Raw genomic sequence first — 19,606 nt, 5'->3', positions numbered from 1 at the left:
TTCCTCGTATATTGTTCCGGGTGTCAAACGGTCCAGCGTGGCGGGTGTTCCTGCTCGAGCGCGCGGACCTTGACCGTCTGCGTCCACAGCGTCGCCTGCCCGAAGACGGTCATGAACGCGATGTCCGTCGCGTCGCGGCCGACGCACACGCGCGCGATGTCGCCGCACGATGCCATCCCGGTCGGGTCGACCAGCCGCCATGCGTCGTCGAGCCACAATTCGGCCACCGCGTGGAAGTCGGGCGGATCGACCCCGGGCGCATACGCGGACACGCACCGCGCCGGGATCCCGCCCGCGCGCGCGAGCGCGACGAGCAGATGCGCGTAATCGCGGCACACCCCCGATCGCGATGCGAAGGTATCGAGCGCGGACGTCTCGCCCGAGCTCGATCCCATCCGGTAATCGAGCGCGTTGCCGACCCATGCGCTGAGCGCCGCGGCGAGCGCGCCGCCCTCGAGCCCGGAAAACTGCCGCCCGACGAACCCCTCGAACCGGTCCGACTGGCAATAGCGGCTGGGCAGCAGATAGGCGGTGACGTCGCCCGGCAGCAGCCGCGGCGGCGTTACCCCATAGGCACCCAGCGCGACGACGGGGCGCTCGACCCGGACGATCGCGTTATACTCCGCGGTCAGCCTGCCATGTCCCCGCGCCCAGCATCGCTGCCCGATACCGTCCTCGCCCGGCACCGCGCGGATCGGGCTGTCCGACCACAGCGTCAGCGACTGATGCTCGATGCGCTGATCGGCCATCGCCGCCGCCTCGATCTGGAGCAATACGTCCGCGTCGCCCAGGATCCCGTAGTCCAGACGCACTTCGATCGACAGCCGCATCGCGGATCGTCATCCCTTCAGTTGAGCTTACAAAAAAACCCGGCGGTTTCCCGCCGGGTCCAGGACCGTCATGGTCGCATCGACTAGTTGCGGCTGCTGCCGAACAGGCGGAGGACGAACATGAACATGTTGATGAAGTCGAGGTACAGGCTGAGCGCCGACATGATCACGACCTTGCCGACCATGTCCGTGCCCGCGACCTGCATGTACAGGCTCTTGGTACGCTGCGTATCATAAGCCGTCAGACCGGCGAACAGCAGCACGCCGACGCCGCTGATGACCAGCTGCATGATGCCCGACTGCAGGAACAGGTTGATCAGGCTCGCAACGATCAGACCGACGACACCGATGATCAGGAACGTGCCGAACGCCGACAGATCGCGCTTCGTGGTGTAGCCGTAGAGGCTCAGCCCCGCAAAGCCAGCCGCGGTCGCAAAGAACGCACCGGCGATCGACGTGCCGCTATACACGAGGAAGATCGTCGAGAGCGACAGGCCCATTAGGACCGCAAAGCCCCAGAACAGCATCTGCAGCGTCGCGGTGCTCATCCGGTTCTGACCGAAGCTCATCCCGAACACGATCGCGAGCGGCGCGAACATGATCACGTACTTGAGCGGACCGCCACCCATGAAGACCTGTGCGGCGGGCGAGGTCGCACCACCCCAGGAGAACAACAGGGCGACGATGCCCGTCAGCAGGACGCCGGATCCCATATAGTTGTAGACCGACAACATGTACGACCGCAGTCCGGCGTCATAGGACGACGATCGATCGGTGCTGGCCGTCGCTCCGAACGACGCGGCGCCGGGCCGGGGGTCAGACCAATTAGCCATGGTGAATATAACTCCTCTGTCCGGCATAACGCCGGTTACCGCAAATATCGTCCCTTGCTCGACGTTTTTCAAGCGCCGTGGTTCCTTCGCGCCGCGGCGAGGCGTAGCATCGGCCGGGTCATGATACGCCTGTTCGTCGCCCTGCGTCCGCCCCGTTCCGTCCGCGACGGCCTCCTCGACGTCATGGACGGCGTCGCGGGCGCGCGTTGGCAGGACGATGAACAGCTCCACGTCACGCTGCGCTTCATCGGCGAGGTCGAGCGCGCGGTCGCCGAAGACGTCGCGGACGTGCTGGCGCAGGTCCATGCCGATGCGCCGACGGTCGCGATCGCGGGCGTCGGCACGTTCGAGAAACGCGGGCGGATCGACACGCTCTGGGCCGGCATCAAGCCCGCCGCGCCGCTCGCGGCGCTCCACCGCAAGATCGATCACGCGCTCGTCCGCGTCGGTATTGCTCCGGAACGGCGTGCGTATCTGCCGCATCTGACGATCGCCCGGCTCGCGCGCACGCTCGGCGATCGCGCACAGATCGAGGCCTGGATCGCGCGCAACGCCGCGCTCGCGAGCGACCCCTTCGTGCTGCCGCATCTGATCCTGTATCGCAGCCATCTCGACCATGCCGGCGCGACCTATGAGCCCGTTGCACGATGGCCACTCGTCACGCGATCGGAACCGGGGGTTCGCTGACGGGTTCGCATGCTATCAAGGCTAACAACAGGGAGACGACCATGCGCGTAGTGACCATGATGACGATCGGAGCCGCGGCTCTGGGGCTTGCCGCGTGCGAGCAGAAGGGTCTCGACACGGGCACGCCGGTGGCCGGTGGCCAGCGCGCGGGTGCGATGCTGATGACCGCGGCGGGGGTCGATGTCGGCCGCGCGACCGCGACCGAGGTCGCGGGCGGGCTGCGTTTCACGGTCGATGCCAAGGCGATGCCGTCGGGCACGCACGGTGTCCATGTCCACACCACCGGCCGCTGCGACGCGCCCGACTTCACCACCGCGGGCGGGCATTGGAACCCGACCTCGATGAAGCACGGGTCGATGAACCCGCAGGGCCCGCATGAGGGCGACCTGCCCAACCTCATCATCGGCACCGATGGCCGCGGCACGGTCGGCGTGACCATCCCCGGCGCGACGATGGCGGGGCTGCTCGATGCCGACGGCGCCGCGTTCGTCGTCCATGCCGGTCCCGACGATCTCATGACCGATCCCGCGGGCAACAGCGGCGGTCGTATCGCCTGCGGCGTGTTCCAGCCCGCCTGACCGGTCAACCACCCCTGCCGCCAACCGGCAGGGGTGGCTTTCACCTGCCCTCAGAGCACCTCGCCGGCCTCGCGCGCGCGCGCCTCGCGCGATGCCTCCGCCGCGGGCGCCATCCGGCACGCCGCGATCGCGGCCACCAGCGTGATCGGCACGCTCGCCAGCAGTGACAGCATCCCGATCGACAGGCTTCCCGTCAGCGTCGACACGCGCCCCGCCAGATAGGGCCCCAGTGCGAGCCCGATCAGCGTCGTACCGATGAAGAACGTCGCCGTCGCCGTACCCCGCATCCGCGGCAGGACGAGATCCTGCGTCGTCGCGGCCGCGGCGCCGAGCGCCCCGCTCGCGGTGATCTGCGCGATGAACAGGCCGATATAGAAGGGCACCGGCGACGTCGCGGTGAACGCCAGGATCAGGAACGGCGTCGGCACGACCGCCCCGAAGATCACGACCCACAGCCGCCCGCCGGGATGCCGCCTGCGCAGCCGGTCGGACACCACCCCGCCGATCGTCAGGCCGAGGAACCCGGCAAGCGCGCCGAGCCCGCCGATCATGAACCCCGCGCTCGACGGCGCGACGTTCAGGACGCGCAATGCATAGGGCGCTGCCCAGAAGCTCGCCGCATAGCTCAGGAATGCGTTCAGTCCGTACGCGACAACCGTGAACAGGAAAGCGGGCGTGCCGACGATCAGCGCGAAGGTCGGCGCGTCGCGACGCTTGAGCGCGCACGCCCAGGAAAAGACCGCGTAGACGCCGATCCCGATCGCGGTCCATTGCGGCCATGGCTCGCCGAGCGCGATCAGCCCCAGCACCCCCGCGACGACGACCACGAGTCCTGCGATGTTGAGCGCGAACGCCCGCGAGCCACCCATCGCCGCGCCGATCAGCGTGAAGGGCGGGACGATCGTCAGCAGTTCGCCGGCAAACGCCCTGAACGGCGCCGGGTGCTTTTCGGGCTCGGGCAGGCCCTCGACGAGTCCGCGGATCGGCTCCTTGAGCGTCGCGATCCAGCAGGCGAGCAGCAGACCCGGGATCCCGACCGCCATGAACGCCGCCTGCCACCCGACCAGCCCCAGCGGACCGCCGCCCGGATACACCCGGTTCCAGTTCTGGACGATCAGGCCGCCGATGAAGAGGCTGAACCCCCCGCCGACGTACAGCCCCGCCGAATAGATCGACAGCGCGGTCGCGCGCAGCCGCTTGGGAAAATAGTCCGAGATGAGCGAATAGGCCGAGGGGCTCGCGGTCGCCTCGCCGATCCCCACCCCGATCCGCGCCGCGGCGAGATGCCCCCCGCTCTTCGAAAGCCCCGACAGTGCCGTCATCACCGACCAGAGCGACAGGCCGATCGTCATCAGCCGGACGCGGTGCCAATTGTCCGCGAGCCGGCCGAGCGGGATCCCGAACAGCGAATAGAAGACGCCGAACGCGGTGCCGTACAGGAACCCGAGATCCTGATCCTTCAGCCCCAGGTCGCGCTTGATGTCCTCGGCCAGGATCGAGATGATCTGCCGGTCGACGAAATTGAGGATGTACACGAGGAACAGGATCGACAGGACGTACCAGGCATAGGGCGTCGCACCCGGCTGCGTATCGATCGCCTCATGCCGGTCGGGTCCGCTCCGGATACCCCCTCCCCGACTGCCGCGTCCGTCCGTCGTACGCTATCCGTCATGACCCCTCCCTTGCGCTTTTCGAGCAATGGGTATCAGAGGCCGCCTGCGATCCGAAGCGGTTTCGCAGGGGACGGGTATGCCCGGAGAGTCAGCCGGCGCTGCGCCGCTGCCGCCGCATGCTGCCCTGCTCGAGCCGGCGCAACAGCGACTCGATCGAGGGCTCCGCGTCGCCTCTGGCGGAGACCGGCGGATCGGCTCGGACCGGGGCCGGCGTATCGACGACCAAAGTCGGCCCCGACCCGATCGCCGTCACCCCGCGCTCGGCCGGCCAGTACAAAGTCGGCGCAGCGTTCGACGTCGCGACGTGCGACACTTCGACGGGTTCGCGCGCGACCGCGACGGTTTCAGACTCGCCGTCCTGATCGATCCGCAGATCGACTGCGGGATCCTCGACGATCGCACCCGACGCGACCACTGCGGGGCGTGGGTCCGCGATCGTGAGCAGCGGCGCGACGGGACGCACCGGCTCCATCGGCACCGGCAGGATCGCGAGCGGATCGAACGCGGCAAGCGGCTGGTCGAGATCGGTCGGGATCGGCCGCTCGGGCTCGTCGGTTTTCGCCGCGTGGACGTCCATCATCGGCGTGCCGAGATCGGCCGCGGTCATCGGCCGGCGCGGCGGCGCGTCGGGATGCGCGTCCGCACGCCGCACGCTCGGCGGTTCGCTGGGTATGTCGGTCGCGCGGTGCCGCTTGGGTGCGAGCAGCCCGCCGGGTCCGACCAGCAGAAACAGCGCGGACCACGTCACCGCCGCACCGACCGCCGCAAATGCGAGCGCGAGCACCGCGCGCGCGGTCGATCCCAGCGGCGGCTGCGCTGCGGGGATCAGCGCGGCGATCCCGCTGCGCCAGACCGTCTGTTCGAGCGCGTCCGCCGGCATGAGCGCGAAGACGCCGGCCGCGATGACCGCGACCGCGACCGCGGCGCCGACGGGAAGGTGGCGGATCAGGGGATTGGGACTAAGCGCTGCCATGCGACTTTCCGTTGATCGGCCGGGACAGCCGATGGTAAATGGGTTCGTAACGCAAAATGTTTGACGACCAGTTACGCTCTTTGTCGACAAAATCCCGCGCCCGCGCGCGGCGTGCGTCCCAGCCGGACCGGTCCGCAAACAACGCCGACAGTGCCGCGGCGATCGCGTCGGGGTCGTCCGGCGGGAACAGCGTCCCGGTCTCGCCGTCGCGGATCAGTTCGCGGTGGCCGCCGACGTCCGATGCCGCCACCATCCGCGCCTGCGCCATCGCCTCGAGCGGCTTGAGCGGCGTGACGAGATCGGTCAGCCGCATCCGTTTGCGCGGATAGGCGAGGATGTCCACCAGCCCGTAATAGCGCTCGACCTCCGCATGCGGCACGCGTCCGACGAAATGGATCGCACGGGCGACCGGCGATTCGCGCGCCTGCGCCGCGAGCGCATCCGCCATCGGCCCGCCACCGACCATCAGCAGCCGCGCCTCGGGGCGGCGCGCGATCAGCGCGGGCATCGCCGCGATCAGGTCGTCGAGGCCTTCATAGTCATAGAAGCTGCCGATGAACCCGACGACGTCCGCGCCGTCCAGCCCGAGCTGCGTCGCGAGCGCATCGTCGCGCGGCGGCACCGTTCCGAACAGCGAGAGATCGACGCCGTTCGGCGACACCATGATCTTGTCGCCCGCGATTCCCCGCTCGATCAGGTCGCCGCGCAACCCGTCGCAGATCACCGCAACCGCGTCGGCGCGCCTGACGGCCCATGTCTCGAGCGCGCGCGTCGTCCGGTACGCCAGCGACCCTTCGCGCCCGGTGCCATTGCCGACCGCCGCATCCTCCCAGAATGCGCGGATCTCGTACACCAGCGGCAGCTTGCGGCGCCGCGCCACGATCAGCCCCGCCAGCGCGTCGAGCACCGGCGAATGCGCGTGGAGAATGTCGGGCCGGAACGCATCCACCGCCGCCTCGATACGGCTGGCGAACGCGCGGATGCCCGCCAGCTCGCCGATCGGTCCGCCGCGCCGTTCGGCCTGCGTGCGGTAGAAGGTCAGCCCGTCGACGCGTTCGACCGCGGCGGGCGCGGCGCCGTGCCGCTGGCCGGTGACGGCGGCGACGCTCCAGCCCTGCGCCTCCTGCGCTTTCAGGATCGCGCGGGTCCGGAACGTGTAGCCGCTCTGCAATGGCAGGCCGTGGTCGAGGATATGAAGAATGCGCATCGTGATGGCGTCTTGCCATGACAGCGCTTAACGGCGCGTCAACCGCCGCGCGCTAGACCCGCGCTGCGACACCGGGCACGCCGCCCGGCGATGACAGCTGCGCAGCCCTTGGACGCGCGGCAGGAGGGAGGCCGGCAGATGATCGACAATTTCGCGCTTGGCCTGACGCATGGCCTGATGATGCTCGCCGCGTTCCTGCTGTTGCGCCGCCCCGATCTCGATCGCGAGCCCCGCGAAACGCCCGATGCGAAACGGGAGTCGCCGCCGCGTGCGTGATCTCGCGTTCATCGCGTTTCTGGCCGCGTTCTTCGCGCTCGGGTTCAAGCGGCCGTTCCTGCTCGTCCTCGCCTATGTCTATATCGACATCGTCTCGCCCCAGCGGCTGACCTACCTCCTGCTCAACACCGTGCCGATCTCGCTGATCGCGGTTGCGCTCGCGGTCGGCGGATGGGTGATCGCCGACGACAAGCGCGACACGCGCGTCGCGCCGCGCCAGGTGCTGATCGTCGTGCTGCTGCTCTATTGCTGGGCGACGACGCTTGCCGCCGATTTCCCCGTCGAGGCAAAGGAGAAATGGGACTGGGTCTGGAAGGCGCTCGCCTTCGCCGCGTTCCTGCCGCTGACGCTGCGGACCCGGCTCAGGATCGAGGCGCTGCTGCTGTTCATGATCCTGTCGGCGGCCTCGATCATCATCGTCGGCGGGATCAAGACGATCGCCAGCGGCGGCGGCGGCTATGGCCAGCTCAACCTGATGGTCGACAATAATTCGGGGCTCTACGAAGGCAGCACGATCAGCGCGGTCGCGGTCGCGATCATCCCGATCATCCTCTGGTTCATGCGCCACGGCACGATCTTCAAACCCGACCGTCGCGTCCAGGCGTTCTGCATCGCGCTCGTGTTCGCATGCCTGCTGATCCCGGTCGGCACCTCGACGCGCACCGGGCTTCTCTGCATCGGCCTGCTCGCGATCCTGTCGCTGCGCGTGGTGAAGCGAAAGGTCCTCTATCTCGGCGGCCTCGCGACGCTCGGACTGATCGCGATCCCGTTCCTGCCCTCGACCTTCACCAACCGGATGAACACGATCAAGACCTACCAGGCCGACGAGATCCGCGTCGACGCGGATCGCGGTGTGGCAATGGACGATCGACTATGCCCGGTCGCACCCGTTCGGCGGCGGGTTCGAGGCGTATCGCGGCAACCGGATCCGCTACGATCTCGCCAGCGCGGAGGGCGGCGGGGCGCCGGGCAAGGTCGAGGAGGACAAGGCGCGCGCCTATCACAGCGCCTATTTCGAAATGCTCGGCGAACAGGGCTATTTCGGGCTCGCGCTCTGGCTGCTGCTCAACGTTGCCGGACTGGTGAGGATGGAGGTGCTGCGCCGCCGCTATGCCGATCCCGACGGCGCGTTCGCATGGGCGGGCCCGCTCGCCGCCGCGTTGCAGAGCGGCCATCTCGTGTATCTGCTCGGCGCCGCGTTCATCGCGATCGCGTTCCAGCCGTTCATCTACATGCTGCTCGGCGCGCAGATCGGCCTCGATACCTACCTCACGCGCAAACGCCGCGAAGCGAGCTTCCGGTCGATGCGCCCGACCCGCGACCCCGCGCACGGCGCCCTCCCCGCATGACCGAGCTGCGGGCGTTGACCGGCGCGCGCGGGTTGGCCGCGTGGTTCGTGGTGCTCTACCATCTGCGCTTTTCGCTGGGGGTCCCCGACGCGGTGCTGCGCGTGCTCGCCAAGGGCTATTTCTCAGTCGACTTCTTCTTCCTGCTTTCGGGCTTCGTCATCTGGCTCAGCTATGCCGACCGGATCGGGACACAGCGATGGGCGAGCATCCCGTCGTTCCTGCTCCGCCGCGTCGCGCGGATCTGGCCGCTGCATCTCTTCCTGCTCGGCTTCGCGCTGGTGATCGTGCTGGGACTGTCGGTCACCGGTCGCCCCGCCGATCCGCAATATCCGCTGGACATGCTGCCGCTCCACGCGCTGCTGCTGCAATGCTGGCCGGTCGCGCGCGAGGCGTTTGGCGTCGCGGCGCTGCAGTGGAACGATCCGGCCTGGTCGATCTCGTGCGAGATGGCGGCCTATCTCGCCTTCCCGCTGCTGCCGCTCGCGATCGACCTGAAGCGGACACCGACGATCGTCCTGCTGATGGCGATCGCGGGCAGCTTCGCGATCCTCGCCTATGTCATGCTGTCGCGGCAAGCCCATGCGCTCGGCGACGGCATCCCGTATTTCGGCATGGTCCGCTGCCTGACGCAATTCGCGGCCGGCGCGGCGCTCGGTGCGCTGTGGTTGCGGTTTCGCGCCGAGTCCACGCCCGCGCTGGGCGTCGCCCTTGTCGTCAGCGCGATCGCATTCGTATCGTTCGGGACAGGGCTGCTGGGCGAGATCGCGATCATCCCGACCGCGCTCGCAGGACTGCTGTTCGCAATCGCGTTGACGGCCAATCACCCGGCGAACCCGCTCGGCTGGCGCGTGGTCCACTATCTCGGCGAGATCAGCTTCGCCACCTATCTCAGCCATTCGCTGTTATGGAAGGCCTACAGGATGGCGTTTGTCGGCGACCCCGCCCATGTCGCGCCGCCGATCATGGCGGTGTTCCTCGCACTGGTCCTCGCCGCGTCGATCATGCTCTATCACGGCGTCGAGCGCCCCGCGCAGCGCTGGATCAACCGGCTCCCGTCCCGCCGACGGGAACGGCTCGGGGAGAGCGTCGCCTAACGCCGCAGCGACGGCGCGGCCCTCCCCGACCCCGGCCAGATCAGTCGACCGGCTCGTCCGCGAGTTCTTCCTCCAGCGCTGCGATGATCGCCTTGTTGAACGCGGGAATGTCGTCGGGCTTGCGGCTCGTGATCAGATTGTCGTCGACCACGACCTCCTCGTCGACGACCTCGGCACCGGCATTCTCGAGATCGGTGCGGATCGACGGATAGCTCGTCAGGCGGCGGCCATCGATCACGTCGGCCTCGGCGAGCAGCCACGGTGCGTGGCAGATCGCTGCGACGATCTTGCCGTCTTCCATGAACTCGGTGACGATCTCGATCGCGCGTTCCTCGAGCCGCATCACGTCGGGATTGGCGACGCCGCCCGGCAGGATCAGCGCATCGTAGTCGTCGGTATCGACCTCATCGAGCGTCAGGTCGGGCGTGGCGGTCTCCGCCTTGTTGATATCGCCCTTCATGCCCTGGATCGGATCGGTCTTGATCGACGCGAGCGTCACCTTCGCGCCCACCGCCTCGAGCGCCTTTCTGGGTTCGAACAATTCGACCGTCTCGAAACCATCGGTTGCGAGGATCAATACGCGTGCCTGGGACAGGTCGGCCATCTGACGTCTCCAATGAAATGCAGGATGAATTCGGTGTCCCCTCAACACCGCGCCGCCCGCGTCGTTCCGGAACGATGCGCCCTCCCGAACATTTCGAAAGGCGGTCGGATATTCCTCCGCCCCCGGGAGAAATGCGTGCCGACCCGAATCGTGTATTCCGATGACTCGAAGCCCGGCATCACGCGCAGGAAGATGCGGCATGGCTGGGGCTATTGGACTGCGAAGGGCGAGCGCATCACCGATCGCGACGAGATCGACCGGCTGAACGCGGTCGGCCTACCCCCCGCTTATGGCGACGCCTGGTTCTGCCCCAAGCCGAACGGCCATATCCAGGCGGTCGGCTGGGACGAGAAGGGCCGGAAGCAATATCGCTATCACCCCGGCTTCCGCGAGGCGCAGGACGCGGCGAAATACGAGCGCTGCGCCGATTTCGGCCATGCGCTTCCCAAGCTCAGAAAGACCGTCGAGGCCGATCTGCGGAAACGTTCGCTGACCCGCGAGCGCGCGGTCGCCGCGGTCATCCGCCTGCTCGACGGTGGGCATATCCGCGTCGGCAACGAAGCCTATGCCGAAGCGAACGAAAGTTTCGGCGCGACGACTTTGCGCAAGCGCCACGGCGAGGTGAAGGGCGCGACGCTCAAACTCCAGTACAAGGGCAAGTCGGGCAAGCTGCGGACGCTCCGGATCACCGATCGGTCGCTCTCCAGCTTCGTCAAGAAATGCCAGGATCTCGACGAGCAGCATCTGTTCGCGTGGCTCGACGATGCGGGCGTGGCGCACCCCGTCACCTCGACCGACGTAAACTGCTATATCCGCGACGCCACCGGCACCGATTTCAGCGCCAAGCACTTCCGGACCTGGGCCGCAAGCGTCGCCGCGTTCGAGGCGCTCGCATCCGCCGAGCGCGACCTCAGCCTGAAGGCGATGCTCGAGCCCGTCGTCGCGCGGCTCGGCAACACGCACGCGATCGCACGCAAGAGCTATGTCCACCCCTCGCTGATTGCCCTGGTCAAACAGGGGCAGTCGGCGTTTCGCAAGGCGCTCCGCCTTCCACGCGCCAAGCGCTATCTCAGCCGGGAGGAATGCGGCCTGATCGCGTTCCTCGAAGCCGGAACGCCCGCAACCATCGCCATTGCGGCCTGACGAGTATCCCGATGTCCACCACCAACAGCGTTGCCAAAGCCCCGATCTTCAACGCCGGCGATGTCGGCAACCAGGCGCAGGAATTCGTTGCCGCCAGCATTGCCTGGATCCAGGCCTATTGGCTGCAGATCCTGATCGCGTTCGGCGCGGGGGCGCTGATCGTCCTCGCGCTCCACACCGCCCGGCGTTTCGGCAGCCGGTTGTGCGAACGGCCCCGCGCACTCAACGGCTGGGGGATCGTCGTCGGCAAGGCGATCGCGCGGACCAGCAACTTCTTCATCGTCATGCTCGCCGCAAAGCTGGTCGACGGCTATTCCGCCGCTCCCGGCCAGGTCGCGACCACGGTCAACTTCCTCTTCACCGTCGCCGCGGTCTTTCAGGCGGCGGTCTGGGTGCGCGAGATCATCCTCGGCGCGATCGAGCACCGCACGCAGTCCGAACATTATTCGGGCGAGGCGCTGCTGTCGGCGATGGGGCTGATCCGGCTGCTCGTCACGTTCGTCGTGTTCGCGGTCGCGCTCGTGGTGGTGCTCGACAATCTCGGCGTCAACGTCACCGGCCTCGTCGCGGGGCTCGGCGTGGGCGGCATCGCGATCGGTCTGGCGGCGCAGGGCATCTTCGCCGACCTGTTCGCCGCGCTCGCGATCATCTTCGACCGCCCGTTCCGCCGCGGCGATCTCGATCAGCTACGACACCGCCTCGGGCAGCGTCGAGGCGATCGGGCTGAAATCGACGCGCATCCGCGGCATCGACGGCGAGGAGCGCGTGATCTCGAACAAGAACCTCCTCAACAAGGAGATCCTCAACAACACGCAGCGCAACCACCGCCGCGCGAAGTTCCTGATCGGCGTCACCTATTCGACCCCGCCCGAGGTCTGCTCGCGCATCCCCGCGATGCTGAAGGAGATCGTCGAGGCCAACGACAAGATCTTCACGCGCGCAGGCTTTACCGGTTTCGGCGCGTCGAGCCTCGATTTCGAGGTCCAGTTCGACAGCAAGGGCCCCGATTATGCGAGCTTCTACGACGGCCGCACCGCGGTCGGCATCGCCATCCTGAAACGCTTCAACGACGAGAAGATCGAGATCGCGTTCCCGACGCAGGTCAACATGATGGCCGCGCCCGACGGGTCGATGGTGATGCCGTACCCCGAGATGCCGACACCGCGCGAAGCCGAGGCGACAAGGGGCTGATACAGCCTCTCACAGCCCCCTCCGTCATCCCCGCGAAGGCGGGGATCCATAGACTCGACGGGTCGCGATACCCCTCACGGCCAGCCAATATGGATCCCCGCCTGCGCGGGGATGACGAGAACAGCAGGACAGGGTTTCAAAAGCCCGTCAGATCCCGCCCTCGTCCAACGACAGCAACGTCGCATTCCCCCCAGCCGACGTCGTATCCACCGACACCGCCCGCTCCGCACAGAACCTGTACAGGTAGCGCGGCCCGCCCGCCTTGGGCCCGGTCCCCGACAGCCCCTCGCCGCCGAACGGCTGCGAGCCGACCACCGCACCGATCATCGACCGGTTGATGTACAGGTTGCCGACCGCCGCCTCGGCCTCGATCACCTCGGCCGCGCGCGCGATCCGGCTGTGCAGCCCCATCGTCAGGCCGTAGCCCTTGGCGTTGACCCGCGCGATCGTCTCGCTCAGCTTGCCCGCTTCCCAGGTCGCGACATGGAGGATCGGCCCGAACCACTCCTCGTTCAGATCCTCGATCGCGCCGATCCGCACCAAAGTTGGCGGCACGAACAGGCCGTCCGCGGGCACGTCGAGCGTCTTGACGACCTTCGAGGCCACTCCCGCGCGATACGCCATCAGCCGGTCATAGGCGGCCTGGTCGATCACCGGCCCGACATCGGTCGCCGGATCGCCCGCACGGCCGATCCTCAGCGTGTCCATCGCGCCTGACAGCATCTCGATCACGCCGTCCGCGATATCCTCCTGCACCAGCAGCAGCCGCAGCGCCGAGCAACGCTGCCCCGCCGAACGGAAGGACGAGGCGATCACGTCCGCCACCACCTGCTCCGGCAGCGCGGTCGAATCGACGATCATCGCGTTGATCCCGCCCGTCTCCGCGATCAGCGGCACGATCGGCCGGCTGTCGTCCTCGAGCAGCGCGCGTGCGATCTTGCGCGACGTCGCGGTCGATCCGGTGAACGCGACGCCCTGGATGCGCGCGTCCGCGGTCAGCGCCGCGCCGACCTCGGGCCCGCCGGTGACGAGGATCAGCACGTCGGTCGGCACGCCCGCCTCATGCGCGAGCTCGACCGCCCGCGCGGCGATCCGCGGCGTCTGCGGCGCGGGCTTGGCCACCACCGCATTGCCCGTGACGAGCGCCGCCACCGTCTGCCCGAGGAAGATCGCGAGCGGAAAGTTCCACGGCGCGATCGTCGCCCAGACGCCGCGCCCCTCGATATGCAGCATGTTGCGCTCGCCCGTCGGCCCCGGCAGCTCGATCGGTTGCAGCTTCGCGCGCGCCTGCTGCGCATAATAGCGACAGAAATCGACCGCCTCGCGCACCTCGCCGATCGCGTCGGGGATCGTCTTGAACGCCTCCTGCACACAGATCGCCATCAGCTCGTCGCGATGCGTCTCGAGCAGATCGGCCAGCCGGTCGAGGCACGCCGCCCGTTCTTCGACCGGCGACCGCGACCAGCCCGGAAACGCCGCATGCGCGCGCGTGATCGCATCACTCACCGTTCCCCCGCGAAGGCGGGGGTCCAGCCCCTCGCTCTCACGCGCGGCAGCGCGGTCGGCGCCCTGCGCCGAGTCTGGGCCCCCGCCTTCGCGGGGGAACGCGCCCTGTGGCAATGGCGCATTCACGACCTTCACGGTCGCCGCCAGCGTATCCACGTCACTCAAATCGAGCCCCGCCGAATTCCGGTGCCCGCCCGCCCCGAACAGATCGACCGGCAGCGGAATGCTCGGATGCCGCTTCCCCCGACCGCCGCGATCTTCGCGACCGGATCCGCGAGGATCTCGCCCTCGGTCAGCCGCTCGTCCGCCAGCTGGTGCACGAAGCTCGAATTCGCCCCATTCTCGAGCAGACGCCGGACGAGATATGCCAGCAGGTCGCGGTGACCACCGACCGGCGCATAGACGCGGCAGTGATAGCCATTCTCCTGCACCAGCCGCTCGTACAGCCCGTCGCCCATGCCGTGCAGCCGCTGGAACTCGAACTCGCGGCTGTTGCCCGCCCATTCCATGATCGTCGCGACGGTCAGCGCGTTGTGGCTCGCGAACGCCGGCCGGATATTCTCCGCCGCCAGCATGTCCTTGGCGACCGCCAGATACGACACGTCGGTCGCCGCCTTGCGCGTGAACAGCGGATAGTCCGCCAGCCCCTCGACCTGCGTCCGCTTGATCTCGCTGTCCCAGTACGCGCCCTTGACCAGCCGCACGTTCATCACGCGGTCGAGCCCGTTCGCCCATGCGATCACCGGCCGCGCGCGCTTGCCGTACGCCTGCACCGCCATGCCGAACCCGTCCCAGCCCTTGAGCGACGGCAGCCCGGCGACCGCACCGATGATGTCGAGGCTCATCTCGAGCCGCTCGGATTCCTCCGCATCGACGGTCAGCGCGATGCCCTTCGACGCCGCCTGCACCGCCAGCGCCTCGAGCATCTCGGTCAGCGCGGGCACGCATTCGCTCCACCGCGCGACCTCGTAGCGCGGGTGCAGCGCGGACAGCTTGACCGAGATCGAATGCCCCGCCGCGGGATCGCGCCCGACCGCGTCGACCGCGCCGACATAGGCCTGGAAATAGCGCTGCGCATCGGCATGCGTCCGCGCCGCCTCGCCGAGCATGTCGAAGCTCGCGGTGAAGCCCTTGTTCTCGGGCCGCCGCATCCGCTTCATCGCCTCGTCGATGGTCCGGCCCATCACGAAAATCTCGCCCATCATCTTCATCGCGGCACCCACCGCCTGGCGCACGAACGGCTCGCCCGCGCGGCTGATCAGCCGGCGCAGCGGCCCGGTCGCGCCCTCGCCGACCAGCACGCGGCCGACCACCAGCCCCCAGGTCGCCGAATTGACGAGCTTCGAATTCGACTTGCCCGCATGCGCACGCCAGTCGGCATCGCCCAGCTTGTCGGCGATCAGCAGGTCCGCCGTCTCGGGATCGGGCACGCGCAGGAACGCCTCGGCAAGGCTCAGCAACGCGACGCCTTCGGAGGAATTCAGCCGATATTCCTGGAGGAACTGGTTCACCCACCCCTTGCTCTGCGCCGCGCGCAGATCGGCGAGCAGCCCGAGCGCATGCCCCATCACCCGCTCGCGCGAATCCGAGATCGAGCGCGGCACGCTCCAGCAGTGGTTTTAGAACATCGGGTTCGCTCGCCCGATACAGCTTTGCCATGGTGTTACGGGCATTGGACGTTACGGCAGTCGACATTTTCCAGCTTCCGGTTGGGTGAGGCTTGCGGTCGGCCAGCCTGTACGCCTAGAGACGTCGCAGCGCTTAGCGCCAAACAGGCTTGGAGGGAATGCCGTGTCGACGATCAGCACCGCCGAGATGCAGAAGCGGATCGGTACCGAGACGCTGTCCGACTGGGTCGAGGTCACGCAAGCCATGATCGACAAGTTCGCCGACGCGACCGGCGACCACCAATTCATCCATGTCGATTCCGCCCGCGCCGCGCAGACGCCGTTCGGCGGCACGATCGCGCACGGCTTCCTCACGCTCTCGCTGATGCCGCTGTTGTCGTCGAAGATCCCCGACGCGCCGAAGATCGAGGGCGCGAAGATGGGCGTCAATTACGGCGGCAATTCGGTGCGGTTCCTCACGCCCGTCCGCTCGGGATCGAAGGTCCGCGGCCGCTTCAAGCTGCTCTCGTTCGACGAGAAACGCCCCGGCCAGTGGCAGCAGACCAACAGCTTCGCGGTCGAGATCGAGGGCCAGGACAAGCCCGCCCTGATCGCCGAATGGATCAGCCAGGTTTTCGTTTGACCATTTCTTCCCGCCCGCTCGCGGGAGGGGACTTCAGAAAAAGGATAGCATCATGCGTTCAGCCGTCATCGTCTCCACCGCGCGTACCCCGATCGGCCGCGCCTATCGCGGTGCCTTCAACAACACCCCCGCGCCGACGCTCGCCAGCCACGCGATCAGGGCCGCGGTCGAGCGCGCCGGGATCGACGGCGCCGAAGTCGACGACGTCGTGTTCGGCTGCGCGCTCCAGCAGGGTCACCAGGCGGGCAATATCGCGCGCACCTCGCTACTCCGCGCGGGGCTGCCGACGACGGTCAGCGGCATGTCGCTCGACCGCCAGTGCGCGAGCGGGCTGATGGCGATCGCCACCGCCGCCAAGCAGATCATCACCGACCAGATGGACATCACGATCGGCGGCGGGGTCGAGAGCATCAGCCTCGTCCAGACGCCGCAGATGCGCGTCGCACCCGATCCCGAGCTGATCGCGATGCACCGCGACGTCTACATGCCGATGCTCCAGACCGCCGAGGTCGTTGCCAAGCGCTACGGCATCTCGCGCGACGCGATGGATGCCTATGCGCTCCAGTCGCAGCAACGCACCGCCGCCGCGCAGGCCGCGGGCTATTACGACGCCGAGATCGTGCCGGTCACCGCGAACATGGCGATCGTCAACAAGGAGACCAAGGACGTCACCTACAAGGAGGTGACGATCGCGCGCGACGAGGGCAACCGCGCGGACACCACGCTCGAGGGGCTCCAGTCGCTCAAACCCGTGATGGGCCCCGACATGACGATCACCGCGGGCAATGCCAGCCAGCTGTCCGACGGGTCGTCCGCCTCGGTGCTGATGGAGGAGAAGATCGCGTCGCAGCGCGGGCTGCAGCCGCTCGGCCGTTATATCGGCATGGCGGTCGGCGGCACCGAACCCGACGAGATGGGGATCGGCCCGGTGGTCGCGATCCCCAAACTGCTCAAGCGCTTCGGCCTCAAGATGGACGATATCGGCCTGTGGGAGCTGAACGAGGCGTTCGCGGTCCAGGTCCTCTATTGCCGCGACACGCTCGGCATCCCTGACGAACGGCTCAACGTCAGCGGCGGCGCGATCTCGATCGGCCACCCCTATGGCATGACGGGCGCGCGCGCGACCGGGCATGCGCTGATCGAGGGCAAGCGCCGCGGTGCGAAGCATGTCGTCGTGACGATGTGCGTCGGCGGCGGCATGGGTGCTGCCGGCCTGTTCGAAGTCCTGTAATCTTCGGCGAGCGGGGGCCGCAACCATCCCCCGCTCCACCCGTTCATTGTCGCAATCCAAATCCACAGGAGATCGATGATGGCCGACAAGGACACCCCCCAGGAAGTCGCACACAAGTTTATCGAAAAGCTCAAGTCGAGCCCGTTCGTGATGATCGGCCTGACCGATGGCGCGCATTCCGAGCCGATGACCGCGCAGATCGACGACGATCAGCCCAACGTGCTGTTCTTCTTCGCGGGTCGCGACAACCGGATCGCCAAGGGCGGCGACGCGATGGCGCAGTTCGTCGGCAAGGGGCATGATTTCTTCGCGTGCATGGCCGGCACCGTGTCGCAGATGAACGACCGCACGCAGATCGACAAGCTTTGGAACAACCAGGTCGAGGCATGGTTTCCCGGCGGCAAGGAAGATCCCAACCTGACGCTGCTCCGCTTCGACATCGACAGCGCAGAGCTGTGGGAAACCGACATCTCGCTGACCGGCCGCGTCAAGATGCTGTTCGGCGGCACGATCACGTCGAGCGAGTCGAGCAGCCACGCAGTCGTCGACTCGATCGGCTAAACCGATGGCATGAACAGGGCGCGGGCGGGGTCACACACCCGCCCGCGCCCGCATACCCCTTCCCTCTAACCCCCTACCCCGTCATCCCAGCGAAAGCTGGGATCTCCCGGTTCGGGCCGACCGGCCTGACAACAGGGATACCCAGCCTTCGCCGAGGTAACAGCGGGGGCGGGCGGACCGGAGAGGCCCACCGGCAAATCACACCGATCATCCGTGCGCGGTAATAAACTCCTCGACGACCGGCGCGATGATCGTACGCCAGCGTGACCCGTTGAAGATGCCGTAATGGCCCGCGCCATCGGCCATCAAATACCGCTTTTTGTCCTCCGGCAGCGCGGTCGCGAGCTTCAGCGCCGCCTTGGTCTGCCCAAGCCCCGAAATGTCATCCCGCTCCCCCTCGATCGCCAGCAACGCGACGTCGGTGATCGCGCCCACGTCGATCGGCTTGCCGCGGTGCATCATCGTGCCGCGCGGCAGCGCATGGCTCTGGAACACCACGTCGATCGTCTGGAGATAGAATTCGGCGGTCATGTCGCAGACCGAGCGATATTCCTCGTAAAACGCCTGGCTCGCCGCCGCACTCTCGCCGTCGCCCTGGACGAGATGCTTATACATCTCCCAGTGCGAGACCATGTGGTTGCCAAGGTTCATCGACATGAACCCCGCCAGCTGCAGGAACCCCGGATAGACCTTGCGCCCCGCACCCGGGTAATTGCCCGGGACGGTGGCGATGACGTTCTGCTCGAACCACGCATGCGGCCGCTCGGTGGCCAGCGTATTGACCGCGGTCGGCGCCTCGCGCGTATCGATCGGCCCGCCCATCATCGTCAGCGTCTTCGGCCGGGAGGGGTGCTTGTCCGCGCTCATGACCGCGGCCGCGGCGAGACACGGAACCGAGGGCTGGCAGACCGCGAGCATGTGCAGCCCGCCGTCATCCTCGTTCGCGCCGATCGTCTCGAGGAACGCGATCAAATAATCGATATAATCGTCGAGATCGAACCGCCCCGCCGATGCCGGCACCTGCCGCGCGTCGCGCCAGTCGGTGATGTAGACATCCGCCGACGGCAGCATCCGCTCGACCGTACCGCGCAACAGCGTCGCATAATGCCCCGACATCGGCGCGACGATCAGCAGCTTCGGCCCCGCCTGGACGACGCCCTCCGCGTCGGTCCGCACGAACCGCTTGAGCTGCCCGAAATCCTTGCGCAACACGATCTCCTCGCGAACCGCGATCTCGCGTCCGTCGATCTCGGTCCGATCGAGCCCGAACTCGGGCTTCCCGCGAGTCGCATTCGCATGTGCGAACACCTCGAGCGCCGACGCAACGACCGCCCCGCCGCCTAAATAGGCGAACGGGTTTGCCGAATTGTTGAGCATATCTGCGCCGAAACTCGCCATTTTACTGGCACTCGACAGCATCGAGCGCTGGAATTCATAAGCATCATAGAGCATGCGGTATCCTTTGCTCCATTATGGGCGCTTGCCCGCGTAATGCAAATGCCCTGCGATGCACTATCGGCGCCGGCTCCCGGATCGGGTCACATCCGCCATCCACGCGGCAGGTTTCATGTCTTATAGCCGATCGGCGGGGGCGACGGCCGTCATTGAGTGGTAATCGTG

General features: G+C 67.4%; 17 protein-coding genes and 3 pseudogenes. 11 read left to right on the top strand and 9 right to left on the bottom strand.

What is annotated here, in order from left to right:
- Positions 1-23 precede the first annotated feature (23 nt).
- Both QP165_RS01605 and QP165_RS01600 read right to left on the bottom strand, forming a co-directional pair.
- A complete protein-coding gene (locus tag QP165_RS01605) occupies positions 24-830 on the bottom strand; it encodes a transglutaminase-like domain-containing protein (RefSeq protein WP_056022942.1) in 807 nt (268 codons plus the stop codon).
- Positions 831-913: 83 nt separating this feature from the next.
- Positions 914-1,663 carry a Bax inhibitor-1/YccA family protein gene (locus QP165_RS01600; RefSeq protein WP_333993356.1) on the bottom strand — a complete coding sequence of 250 codons (750 nt, stop codon included), beginning with the start codon at positions 1,661-1,663 and terminating at the stop codon, positions 914-916.
- A gap of 120 nt (positions 1,664-1,783) precedes the next feature.
- On the opposite strand from QP165_RS01600, the gene thpR reads away from it, so the two are divergent.
- Positions 1,784-2,350 (top strand): RNA 2',3'-cyclic phosphodiesterase, encoded by a 567-nt coding sequence (gene thpR, locus QP165_RS01595; RefSeq protein WP_333993354.1) that lies wholly within the window; start codon positions 1,784-1,786, stop codon positions 2,348-2,350.
- A gap of 41 nt (positions 2,351-2,391) precedes the next feature.
- Positions 2,392-2,928: a superoxide dismutase family protein gene (locus tag QP165_RS01590; protein ID WP_333993352.1), complete on the top strand. Its 537-nt coding sequence runs from the start codon at positions 2,392-2,394 to the stop codon at positions 2,926-2,928.
- 50 nt (positions 2,929-2,978) lie between these two features.
- Here the strand turns inward: QP165_RS01590 and QP165_RS01585 are convergent, their stop codons facing one another.
- From QP165_RS01585 to QP165_RS01575, 3 genes are all read right to left on the bottom strand, one after another.
- Positions 2,979-4,523 (bottom strand): spinster family MFS transporter, encoded by a 1,545-nt coding sequence (locus QP165_RS01585; protein WP_333996907.1) that lies wholly within the window; start codon positions 4,521-4,523, stop codon positions 2,979-2,981.
- A 166-nt stretch (positions 4,524-4,689) separates the two neighbouring features.
- Positions 4,690-5,574, bottom strand: coding sequence for a hypothetical protein (locus tag QP165_RS01580; protein WP_333993350.1), 885 nt, complete (start codon positions 5,572-5,574; stop codon positions 4,690-4,692).
- Positions 5,561-6,781, bottom strand: a complete 1,221-nt coding sequence (locus QP165_RS01575) for a TIGR04063 family PEP-CTERM/XrtA system glycosyltransferase (protein WP_333993349.1) — start codon at positions 6,779-6,781, stop codon at positions 5,561-5,563. The genes QP165_RS01580 and QP165_RS01575 overlap by 14 nt, the downstream gene beginning before the upstream one ends.
- Positions 6,782-6,919: 138 nt before the next feature.
- Here QP165_RS01575 and QP165_RS01570 point away from each other — a divergent pair, with 138 nt between their 5' ends.
- The 3 genes and pseudogenes from QP165_RS01570 to QP165_RS01560 all read left to right on the top strand — a co-directional run bounded on the left by QP165_RS01570 (position 6,920) and on the right by QP165_RS01560 (position 9,500).
- Positions 6,920-7,057, top strand: coding sequence for a hypothetical protein (locus tag QP165_RS01570; RefSeq protein WP_200916308.1), 138 nt, complete (start codon positions 6,920-6,922; stop codon positions 7,055-7,057).
- Positions 7,050-8,406: pseudogene (locus QP165_RS01565) on the top strand (putative O-glycosylation ligase, exosortase A system-associated). The gene QP165_RS01570 and the pseudogene QP165_RS01565 overlap by 8 nt, the downstream one beginning before the upstream one ends.
- On the top strand, positions 8,403-9,500 hold the full coding sequence (locus QP165_RS01560; protein WP_333993346.1) for an acyltransferase family protein: 1,098 nt from the start codon (positions 8,403-8,405) through the stop codon (positions 9,498-9,500). The pseudogene QP165_RS01565 and the gene QP165_RS01560 overlap by 4 nt, the downstream one beginning before the upstream one ends.
- A gap of 40 nt (positions 9,501-9,540) precedes the next feature.
- On the opposite strand, the gene QP165_RS01555 is transcribed toward QP165_RS01560, so the two are convergent.
- A complete protein-coding gene (locus QP165_RS01555) occupies positions 9,541-10,104 on the bottom strand; it encodes a type 1 glutamine amidotransferase domain-containing protein (protein WP_056022920.1) in 564 nt (187 codons plus the stop codon).
- Between the two features lie 192 nt (positions 10,105-10,296).
- Between QP165_RS01555 and QP165_RS01550 the strand changes: the two genes are divergently transcribed.
- Positions 10,297-11,247 (top strand): DNA topoisomerase IB, encoded by a 951-nt coding sequence (locus QP165_RS01550; protein ID WP_333996906.1) that lies wholly within the window; start codon positions 10,297-10,299, stop codon positions 11,245-11,247.
- Here QP165_RS01550 and QP165_RS01545 read toward each other — a convergent pair.
- Positions 11,169-11,690 carry a hypothetical protein gene (locus tag QP165_RS01545; protein WP_333993344.1) on the bottom strand — a complete coding sequence of 174 codons (522 nt, stop codon included), beginning with the start codon at positions 11,688-11,690 and terminating at the stop codon, positions 11,169-11,171. The two genes, QP165_RS01550 and QP165_RS01545, sit on opposite strands and share 79 nt — an antisense overlap.
- A 27-nt stretch (positions 11,691-11,717) precedes the next feature.
- Here QP165_RS01545 and QP165_RS19915 point away from each other — a divergent pair.
- Together QP165_RS19915 and QP165_RS01535 are read left to right on the top strand one after the other, a co-directional pair.
- A pseudogene (locus QP165_RS19915) lies at positions 11,718-11,801 on the top strand (hypothetical protein); the annotation flags it as partial.
- A gap of 184 nt (positions 11,802-11,985) precedes the next feature.
- Positions 11,986-12,438 (top strand): mechanosensitive ion channel family protein, encoded by a 453-nt coding sequence (locus tag QP165_RS01535; protein WP_333996905.1) that lies wholly within the window; start codon positions 11,986-11,988, stop codon positions 12,436-12,438.
- Between the two features lie 147 nt (positions 12,439-12,585).
- On the opposite strand, the pseudogene putA reads toward QP165_RS01535, so the two are convergent.
- A pseudogene (gene putA / locus QP165_RS19910) lies at positions 12,586-15,603 on the bottom strand (bifunctional proline dehydrogenase/L-glutamate gamma-semialdehyde dehydrogenase PutA).
- 156 nt (positions 15,604-15,759) lie between these two features.
- On the opposite strand from putA, the gene QP165_RS01520 reads away from it, so the two are divergent.
- The 3 genes from QP165_RS01520 (at position 15,760) to QP165_RS01510 (ending at position 17,986) form a co-directional block, all read left to right on the top strand.
- A complete protein-coding gene (locus QP165_RS01520; RefSeq protein WP_443019347.1) occupies positions 15,760-16,194 on the top strand; it encodes a MaoC family dehydratase in 435 nt (144 codons plus the stop codon).
- Positions 16,195-16,246: 52 nt separating this feature from the next.
- Positions 16,247-17,425, top strand: a complete 1,179-nt coding sequence (locus QP165_RS01515; RefSeq protein ID WP_333993339.1) for an acetyl-CoA C-acyltransferase — start codon at positions 16,247-16,249, stop codon at positions 17,423-17,425.
- 78 nt (positions 17,426-17,503) lie between these two features.
- A complete protein-coding gene (locus QP165_RS01510) occupies positions 17,504-17,986 on the top strand; it encodes a pyridoxamine 5'-phosphate oxidase family protein (RefSeq protein WP_056024186.1) in 483 nt (160 codons plus the stop codon).
- A 207-nt stretch (positions 17,987-18,193) separates the two neighbouring features.
- On the opposite strand, the gene QP165_RS01505 is transcribed toward QP165_RS01510, so the two are convergent.
- Positions 18,194-19,438, bottom strand: coding sequence for a polyhydroxyalkanoate depolymerase (locus tag QP165_RS01505; protein WP_333993336.1), 1,245 nt, complete (start codon positions 19,436-19,438; stop codon positions 18,194-18,196).
- Positions 19,439-19,606 lie beyond the last annotated feature (168 nt).

It is taken from the genome of Sphingomonas sp. 22R3R2A-7, assembly GCF_036856055.1.
GTDB lineage: Bacteria > Pseudomonadota > Alphaproteobacteria > Sphingomonadales > Sphingomonadaceae > Sphingomonas.
The sequence above is the reverse complement of the archived record's forward strand: the minus strand, read 5'-3'. Positions and strand labels throughout refer to the sequence as shown.

Coding starts and splice junctions, on each gene's coding strand:
- QP165_RS01605 (WP_056022942.1), bottom strand. CDS start 830: ATGCGGCTGTCGATCGAAGTGCGTCTGGACTACGGGATCCTGGGCGAC.
- QP165_RS01600 (WP_333993356.1), bottom strand. CDS start 1,663: ATGGCTAATTGGTCTGACCCCCGGCCCGGCGCCGCGTCGTTCGGAGCG.
- thpR (WP_333993354.1), top strand. CDS start 1,784: ATGATACGCCTGTTCGTCGCCCTGCGTCCGCCCCGTTCCGTCCGCGAC.
- QP165_RS01590 (WP_333993352.1), top strand. CDS start 2,392: ATGCGCGTAGTGACCATGATGACGATCGGAGCCGCGGCTCTGGGGCTT.
- QP165_RS01580 (WP_333993350.1), bottom strand. CDS start 5,574: ATGGCAGCGCTTAGTCCCAATCCCCTGATCCGCCACCTTCCCGTCGGC.
- QP165_RS01575 (WP_333993349.1), bottom strand. CDS start 6,781: ATGCGCATTCTTCATATCCTCGACCACGGCCTGCCATTGCAGAGCGGC.
- QP165_RS01570 (WP_200916308.1), top strand. CDS start 6,920: ATGATCGACAATTTCGCGCTTGGCCTGACGCATGGCCTGATGATGCTC.
- QP165_RS01560 (WP_333993346.1), top strand. CDS start 8,403: ATGACCGAGCTGCGGGCGTTGACCGGCGCGCGCGGGTTGGCCGCGTGG.
- QP165_RS01555 (WP_056022920.1), bottom strand. CDS start 10,104: ATGGCCGACCTGTCCCAGGCACGCGTATTGATCCTCGCAACCGATGGT.
- QP165_RS01550 (WP_333996906.1), top strand. CDS start 10,297: ATGCGGCATGGCTGGGGCTATTGGACTGCGAAGGGCGAGCGCATCACC.
- QP165_RS01545 (WP_333993344.1), bottom strand. CDS start 11,690: ATGTTCGGACTGCGTGCGGTGCTCGATCGCGCCGAGGATGATCTCGCG.
- QP165_RS01520 (WP_443019347.1), top strand. CDS start 15,760: ATGCAGAAGCGGATCGGTACCGAGACGCTGTCCGACTGGGTCGAGGTC.
- QP165_RS01515 (WP_333993339.1), top strand. CDS start 16,247: ATGCGTTCAGCCGTCATCGTCTCCACCGCGCGTACCCCGATCGGCCGC.
- QP165_RS01510 (WP_056024186.1), top strand. CDS start 17,504: ATGGCCGACAAGGACACCCCCCAGGAAGTCGCACACAAGTTTATCGAA.
- QP165_RS01505 (WP_333993336.1), bottom strand. CDS start 19,438: ATGCTCTATGATGCTTATGAATTCCAGCGCTCGATGCTGTCGAGTGCC.